We start from the raw sequence: 6,707 nt of genomic DNA, 5'->3' as shown, positions 1-6,707 counted from the left end.
TGGCACGTGCCGGCCTGGGCCGAGCAGGCCGCCGCCAGCCAGACGCAGATCGCCGACGCCGGCCACCTGCCGATGCTGGAGCGGCCGCAGGCCTTTCTCGACGCGGTGAGGCGCGCCTTGCAGCTGGCCTGAAATTTTTTTCCGATCGCTGTCGAATCGTCCATCGCCCGCTCGACTAGTCTTCAGAACCCCAGCCATGGGTTCAGTGTCAGCCGTAGGGAGACCCCCTGCGCTACTTCGACTCGAGCAAGGAGAAAGGCGATGCGTTTCATGGTGATAGTCAAGGCCACCGCGGATTCCGAAGCCGGTGTGATGCCTAGCGAGGAGCTGCTGGCGGCGATGGGGCGCTACAACGAGGAACTGGTGGAGGCCGGCGTGATGCTCGCCGGCGAAGGCCTGCAGCCCAGCAGCAAGGGCGCGCGGGTGCGCTTTGCCGGCAGTCAGCGCACGGTGATCGACGGCCCCTTCGCGGAAACCAAGGAGCTGATCGCCGGCTTCTGGATCTTCCGGGTGGCCTCGCTCGCCGAATGCATCGAGTGGGTCAAGCGCTGCCCCAACCCGATGCCCGGCGATTCCGAGATCGAGATCCGCCAGATCTTCGAGGCCGAGGATTTCGGCGAAGAGTTCACCCCCGAATTGCGCGAGCAGGAAGACCGCATTCGCGCGCGCATCGGTATTGAAAACTAAGGAGAGTGCTGTGATGAAGATTCATACCTATCTGATGTTCGACGGCCAGTGCGAGGCCGCCTTCAACCGCTACGCGGAAGTTTTCGGCGGCCAGCTGGAGATGATGCGCTACGCCGACAGCCCGGAGGATATGCAGGTTCCGGCCGAGTACCAGCAACGCATCATGCACGTGTGCCTGACGGTCGGCGACCAGCTGCTGATGGCCTCCGACAATCTGCCGCAATACCCCTATGAGGGCATCAAGGGCTGTTCCGTTTCCCTGCAGGTGGACAACGTGCCCGAGGCCGAGCGCCTGTACGCCGCACTTTCGGCTGGCGGTTCGGTGCAGATGGAGTTGCAGGCCACCTTCTGGGCCACGCGTTTCGCCATGCTCACCGACCGTTTCGGTGTGTCCTGGATGATCAACTGCGCGGTGGATAGCCAGCAGGGTTGAGCCGGACCGGGGCCGACCGGGTCGGCCCCGCGTCACCTCGGGCGGTGTCGGCCCGCGCATGTCGCGGGGCGCGCTGCCCGCCTGGCCCCCAGGTCGCCTGAAAACCACGCGAAGCAGCCGAGGTCTAAGCTCAAGACAGGGCCGGCAAGAGGGCTTCGCGATGAAACTGCGCTATCTGCTGCTGGTGGGCCTGGCGGTGCCGCTGACGGCCTGCAGCGTGCACGTCGGCGGGCACCGTCCGCCTCCGTACTATGCGCCGCCACCTCACGTCGAGTGGCGCTGGGATCCGGGTATCGACGCCTATGTGGTCATCGGCTGGCCGCACCTGTACTACCGCGACCACATCTATTACCGCTGGCACGACAACCACTGGTATTCCTCCGGCCGGCACGACGGCCCCTGGGCCAAGGGACCCAAAGGCGTGCCGCCTGGCCTGAACAAGAAGTACGGCAAGCCGGGACGCGGCGGTGGGGGGTACTGAGCCGGGGAGACGCGCGTTTGCCGGCGCACCCTATGGAGGGTGTCGACCATCCGTAGGGTGGCGCGCGGTCGCCTGGGCCGTGCGCAGCAACGGATTCAACCGGCCAGCTCCAGCACCTCGCTTTCCTGCAACGGTTCGACCCCGGCGAGAAACTCCTCGCCCCAGCGGCGGATGTCGTTGTAGCAGACGATATCGAACAGCTCGCGCAGGCGGGCCTGGGCCTCGCTTGCGGGCAGGTTCAGCGCCAGGTAGCAGGTCTGCGCCAGGTCGGCCGGATCGTGTGGGTTGGTCAGCAGCGCGCCCTTGAGTTCGGCGGCGGCGCCGGCGAATTCCGACAGCACCAGCACGCCGCGCCCACCGAGCAGGCCCTGGGCGGCGACGAACTCCTTGGCCACCAGATTCAGACCGTCGCGCAGCGGGGTGATCCACATCACGTCGGCCATGGCGTACCAGGCGCTGACTTCCTCGAACGGCAGGCTGCGGAAGAAGAACTGCAGCGGTGTCCAGCCGATGCGGGCGAAACGGCCGTTGATGCGGCCCACCGCCTGTTCGATCTGCGTCTGCAGCTCGTCGTAGATGGTCATTTCCTTGGCCGCCGGCACGCACACGCTCACCAGGGTGACCTTGCCCAGCAGCTCCGGGTTGTCGGCCAGCAGTCGCTCGTAGGCGTTGAGCTTTTCCAGAATGCCCTTGGTGTAGTCGAGGCGCTCCACCGAGAGGATCAGCTTCACGCCTTTCATTTCCTCGCGCAGCTGCCCCATCAGCTCCTTGATCTTCGGCGCCTCCAGGGCGCTGCGTACACGCTCGATGTCCAGCCCGACCGGGTGGGCGCCGAGCTTGACCTGGCGGGTGCCGGTGTCCAGCGTAGTGGTCATGCGCTCCAGGCCCACGGCGCAGCCATAGGTGATAAAACGCGGCGCGCAGCTCTGCCGCTCCAGGGTTTTGAGCGGGAACACACCACGGGCGACGTCGACGAAGTTTTCCACCTGGCGTGGGATATGAAAGCCGATGTAGTCGCACTGCAGCAGGCTGCCGACGATCTGCCGGCGCCAGGGCAGCACGTTGAACACGTCGGCCGAGGGGAAGTAGGTGTGGTGGAAGAAGGCGATGCGCAGGTCCGGGCGCAGCTCGCGCAGGTAGGCCGGCACCATCCACAGGTTGTAGTCGTGCAGCCAGACGATGGCGCCCTCGGCGGCCTCCAGCGCGGTGCGCGCGGCGAAGGCGCGGTTGACCTTGCAGAACACCTGCCAGTCGTCCTCGTTGAAGGTGGCGCGCTCCCAGAAGGTGTGCAGGGTCGGCCAGAAGGCTTCCTTGGAGAAGCGCTTGTAGAAGATGTCGACTTCTTCCTTGCTCAGCTTGACCCGCGCGGCGGTGAGCTTGGGATAGCGCTCGGCATCCACCGTGGTGTGGCTGTCGAAGGGCTCGGCGTCGTCCTCGTGCACGGCCCAGGCGACCCAGGAGCCGGGGCGGCCGTCGCCGAAGAAGCTCAGCAGGGTGGGGATGATGCCGTTGGGCGAGGTGGGGCGGCGGCGCTGCAGCTTGCCGGCGGCGTTGCGGTATTCCTCGTAGGGCAGGCGGTGGTAGACCATCACCAGCTCGGCCTTGCCCGGTTGCGCGGCCTGGCGGCGTTCGGCGGCGATGCCGTGCTCGCCGAGAAAGCCGAAATGGGCGAAGGCTTCGAGGATGCCGCCGCAGCCCGGTCGGCTGGCGTGCAGGGTGCGCGAGTGGTTGGCGGTGGCCTCCAGCAGTGCGGTTTCCGACTGACCGACACAGACGCCGTGGAAGCTGGCGCTGAGCATGGACAGATCGTTGAGTGTATCGCCAGCAGCCAGCACCTGGTCGTGATCCAGCTCCAGCCAGTCGGCCAGGGCCTTGAGGCTGCTGCCCTTGTTCACGCCCTTGGGCAGGAAATCCAGGTACAGCTCGGCGGAGTAGAGCAGGTCGCAACCCAGCGCGTCGGCGATCTCGCGCAGCGCCGGGTTGGCCGCCTGCTCGGGCGTGCAGAAGTAGGAGCAGCGGCGCGCCTGCGGCACGTCCTGACGCTCCAGGGCGAACGGCTCGATGGCGCTGGCCACCTGGGTTTCGCCGGGCCAGCGGGCATCGACCAGGCTTTGCAGCTGTTGGATCGGTTGCAGGCTGTCGCCATGCACCAGCGTCGCGCCGACGTCGGCGATGATGTAATCCGGCTGCGGCAGCGTCGGGTCGGCCAGCAGCGGCAGCACCGCCTCCAGGCTGCGCCCGGTGACGTAGGCGAGCTTGATCTCCGGGTGAGCGGCGATGGTCTGATAGAGGCTCAGGCGATCTTCGGGGTCGCCGGCGAGAAAGGTTCCATCCAGATCGGTAGCTAATAGCATCGTGGTTTCTCCAGAAGTGGCCTGTGCGGCTCGGCGCTAATGCGCGCGGCCGACGGGCCGGGTTTCTGGCTGCTTGGGATAGGCTCGGGGCCTTGCCGAAACAGCCGGTGGCATGACTTCAGGACGTGGTCGTCTCCTCCGTCGAATCATGGGGCGGTGCATCGGGCATCAGTTCCAGCACCGTGGGGCTGGTGCGCAGCATGGGCACGAAGTGGGCGGCGTCGCCGCTGACCAGGTCGCTGACATGGCGCAGCCGGTAGAAGGCGTAGGCGGCCAGCAGGCCCAGGGTGCAGGCGAAGTACAGCGGCAGCGCGCCGGCGCCGAGTTGCTCCATCAGTACGCCGGCCAGCAGCGGCCCGCACACCGAGCCGATGCCGTTGACCATCAGCAGGCTGGCGGAGCCGGAGAGGATCTCGTCGCTGCGCAGCTGGTCGATCAGCTGCGCCACGGCGATGGGGTAGATGGCGAAGGCCAGGCCGCCCCAGACGAAGGTCGCGCCGAGCAGCAACGGGCCGGCCGGCAGCAGGCTCATGACCAGCGCCAGGGCCACGGCCAGCAGCACCACCCAGAGCAGCACCCGACGGCGGTCGTGGCGATCCGAGTAGAGGCCGATGGGCCATTGCAGCAGGGCGCCGCCGAGGATGGTCGCGGTCATCAGCAGGCCGACGCCGGGCGTATCGAAGCCGGCCAGGCTGGCGTACACCGGCGCCATTCCCCAGAAGGCGCCGAGCGCCAGGCCGGACAGGCCCGCCGCGACTATGGCCAGCGGCGCGATGGCCCACAGCTGGCGCAGGTTGCTCGGCGGCGCTTCCGGCAGGCTCGGCTGGGCCTGGCGGGTCAGGGTGATGGGCATCAGCGCCGCGCTGATCAGGATGGCGGCGAGGGCGAACAGGGTGAACTGCACCGGATCGGCCAGGTGCAGCAGTTGCTGGGCCAGGGCCAGGGCGCCGAGGTTGACCGCCATGTACACAGCGAACACCTGGCCGCGCTGCTCGCTGGGCGCCTGGGCGTTGAGCCAGCTCTCGATGACCATGTACAGCGTCACCAGGGCCAGGCCGTAGAGCACGCGTAAGAATAGCCAGACCCAGGGATCGATCAGCAGCAGGTGGAGCAGGGCGGCGATGGCGGCCAGGGCGGCGCAACAGGCGAACGCGCGGATATGCCCGATGCGCCTGACCAGCGGCGTCGCCAGCCAGGTGCCGAGGAGGAACCCGACGAAGTACCCGGACATGATCAGGCCGAGCATCGTGGTGGAGTAGCCTTCGGCGACGCCACGCAGGGTCAGTAGGGTGTTGAGCAGGCCATTGCCGAGCAGGAGTAACGCGACCCCGCTCAGCAACGAGCCGATGGGGGCAATCAGGGACCACATGGCGAACTACCCTAGGGGACTGTGCCGGTGATGGCAAGCAGGAAGTACGCCAATGAATAGCTGGGTAATTAATTAAGTTGTTGAAATATAAGAAGTAAATTTATCGACAAAAGGTCCGTGGATTTCTTCTGCACGCGGCGGCGCACCCTGGCGGTGCAGGGGGCGGCCGATAGTCCCGGCGTGCCGCGAGCGGCGTTTCCTGCATGGGCCCGGAAAAAAGAGCCGGCGGCGCTGTAACGCCAGGCAGGCCGCCCCGTCCATTTCAGCGAGGGTGCCAATCCGGCCCCACGCAGGAAAACTTCCGGAGAATTGCCATGAAACAGCTCAATACCCTGACCGCCACCCTGGGCGCCGCGCTGCTTACGTCCGTCGCCTTCACCGCCCAGGCGGCGGGCAATCCCTTCGCCGCCGAGGAACTCGCCAGCGGCTACAGCCTGGCCGCGCACGAGAAGGGCCATGAGGGCAGCTGCGGCGAAGGCAAGTGCGGCGGCGAGATGAAGGCCGAAGGCGAGGGCAAGTGTGGCGAGGGCAAATGCGGCGGCGAGATGAAAGCCGACGGCGAAGGCAAATGCGGCGAGGGCAAGTGCGGCGCCGAGAAGAGCGAATAAGGCAGGGAACGGGGGACGGATCATGCAGGCTCGTTTCGTCAGCGGCGCCGGCCTCGGCTTGCGTCGCGGCCTGCTCGCCGCCTTGCAGGAGGACGGGGCGAGCGGTGCGGACTTTCTCGAAGTGGCGCCGGAGAACTGGATCGGCGTCGGTGGGCGCCTGGGCAGGCAACTGCGCGCGCTCAGCGAACGCCGGCCGCTGCTCTGCCATGGCCTGTCCCTCAATCTCGGCGGCTTCGCGCCGCTGGACCTGGAGCTGCTGCGGGCCATCAAGGCATTTCTCGATGCCCATGGCGTGCTCGGCTACAGCGAGCACCTGTCGGCCTGTGCCGATCACGGCCAGCTCTATGACCTGATGCCGCTGCCGTTCTCCGAGGAGTCGGTGGTGCGCATCGCCGAGCGCGTGCGCATCGTCCAGGACCTGCTGGAGCGGCCGCTGATCATCGAGAACGTCTCGGCCTACGCGCAGCTGCCGGGTGAGCTGGACGAGGCGAGCTTCGTCTGCGCGGTGCTGGAGCGCGCCGATTGCCAGCTGCTGCTGGACGTCAACAACCTCTACGTCAACAGCATCAATTTCAACTTCGATGCCCAGGCTTATATCGCCGCGCTGCCGAGCGAGCGCATCGCCTACCTGCATGTGGCCGGGCATTACGACCAGGCCGCCGATCTCAAGATCGACACCCACGGCGCGCCGGTGATCGACCCGGTGTGGGCCTTGCTGGCGCATGCCTACGCGCGTCACGGCGTGCGCCCGACGCTGCTGGAGCGCGACTTCAAC

The 6,707-nt window shown here is 66.9% G+C and carries 7 protein-coding genes; 5 read left to right on the top strand and 2 right to left on the bottom strand.

Features of this window, described 5'->3' with window-relative positions:
- Positions 1-261: 261 nt before the first annotated feature.
- The 3 genes from N878_RS09975 (at position 262) to N878_RS09965 (ending at position 1,601) form a co-directional block, all read left to right on the top strand.
- On the top strand, positions 262-687 hold the full coding sequence (locus tag N878_RS09975; protein ID WP_021443521.1) for a YciI family protein: 426 nt from the start codon (positions 262-264) through the stop codon (positions 685-687).
- A gap of 13 nt (positions 688-700) precedes the next feature.
- Positions 701-1,120: a VOC family protein gene (locus N878_RS09970; RefSeq protein WP_021443520.1), complete on the top strand. Its 420-nt coding sequence runs from the start codon at positions 701-703 to the stop codon at positions 1,118-1,120.
- 160 nt (positions 1,121-1,280) lie between these two features.
- Positions 1,281-1,601: a hypothetical protein gene (locus N878_RS09965; protein WP_021443519.1), complete on the top strand. Its 321-nt coding sequence runs from the start codon at positions 1,281-1,283 to the stop codon at positions 1,599-1,601.
- Between the two features lie 95 nt (positions 1,602-1,696).
- Here the strand turns inward: N878_RS09965 and ggpS are convergent, their stop codons facing one another.
- Both ggpS and N878_RS09955 read right to left on the bottom strand, forming a co-directional pair.
- A complete protein-coding gene (ggpS, locus tag N878_RS09960; protein ID WP_021443518.1) occupies positions 1,697-3,955 on the bottom strand; it encodes a glucosylglycerol-phosphate synthase in 2,259 nt (752 codons plus the stop codon).
- Between the two features lie 118 nt (positions 3,956-4,073).
- The gene (locus N878_RS09955; RefSeq protein WP_021443517.1) at positions 4,074-5,324 is read right to left on the bottom strand and encodes an MFS transporter; all 1,251 of its coding nucleotides are present in this window, start codon (positions 5,322-5,324) and stop codon (positions 4,074-4,076) included.
- A 314-nt stretch (positions 5,325-5,638) separates the two neighbouring features.
- Here N878_RS09955 and N878_RS09950 point away from each other — a divergent pair, with 314 nt between their 5' ends.
- The gene (locus tag N878_RS09950; RefSeq protein WP_021443516.1) at positions 5,639-5,932 is read left to right on the top strand and encodes a hypothetical protein; all 294 of its coding nucleotides are present in this window, start codon (positions 5,639-5,641) and stop codon (positions 5,930-5,932) included.
- Between the two features lie 22 nt (positions 5,933-5,954).
- Positions 5,955-6,707 (top strand): DUF692 domain-containing protein (locus N878_RS09945; RefSeq protein WP_021443515.1); only part of this gene is annotated, 753 nt, incomplete at its 3' end.

It is taken from the genome of Pseudomonas sp. EGD-AK9, assembly GCF_000465935.2.
In the GTDB taxonomy this organism is placed as follows: domain Bacteria; phylum Pseudomonadota; class Gammaproteobacteria; order Pseudomonadales; family Pseudomonadaceae; genus Aquipseudomonas.
This window is presented reverse-complemented; position numbering and strand designations above follow the sequence as displayed.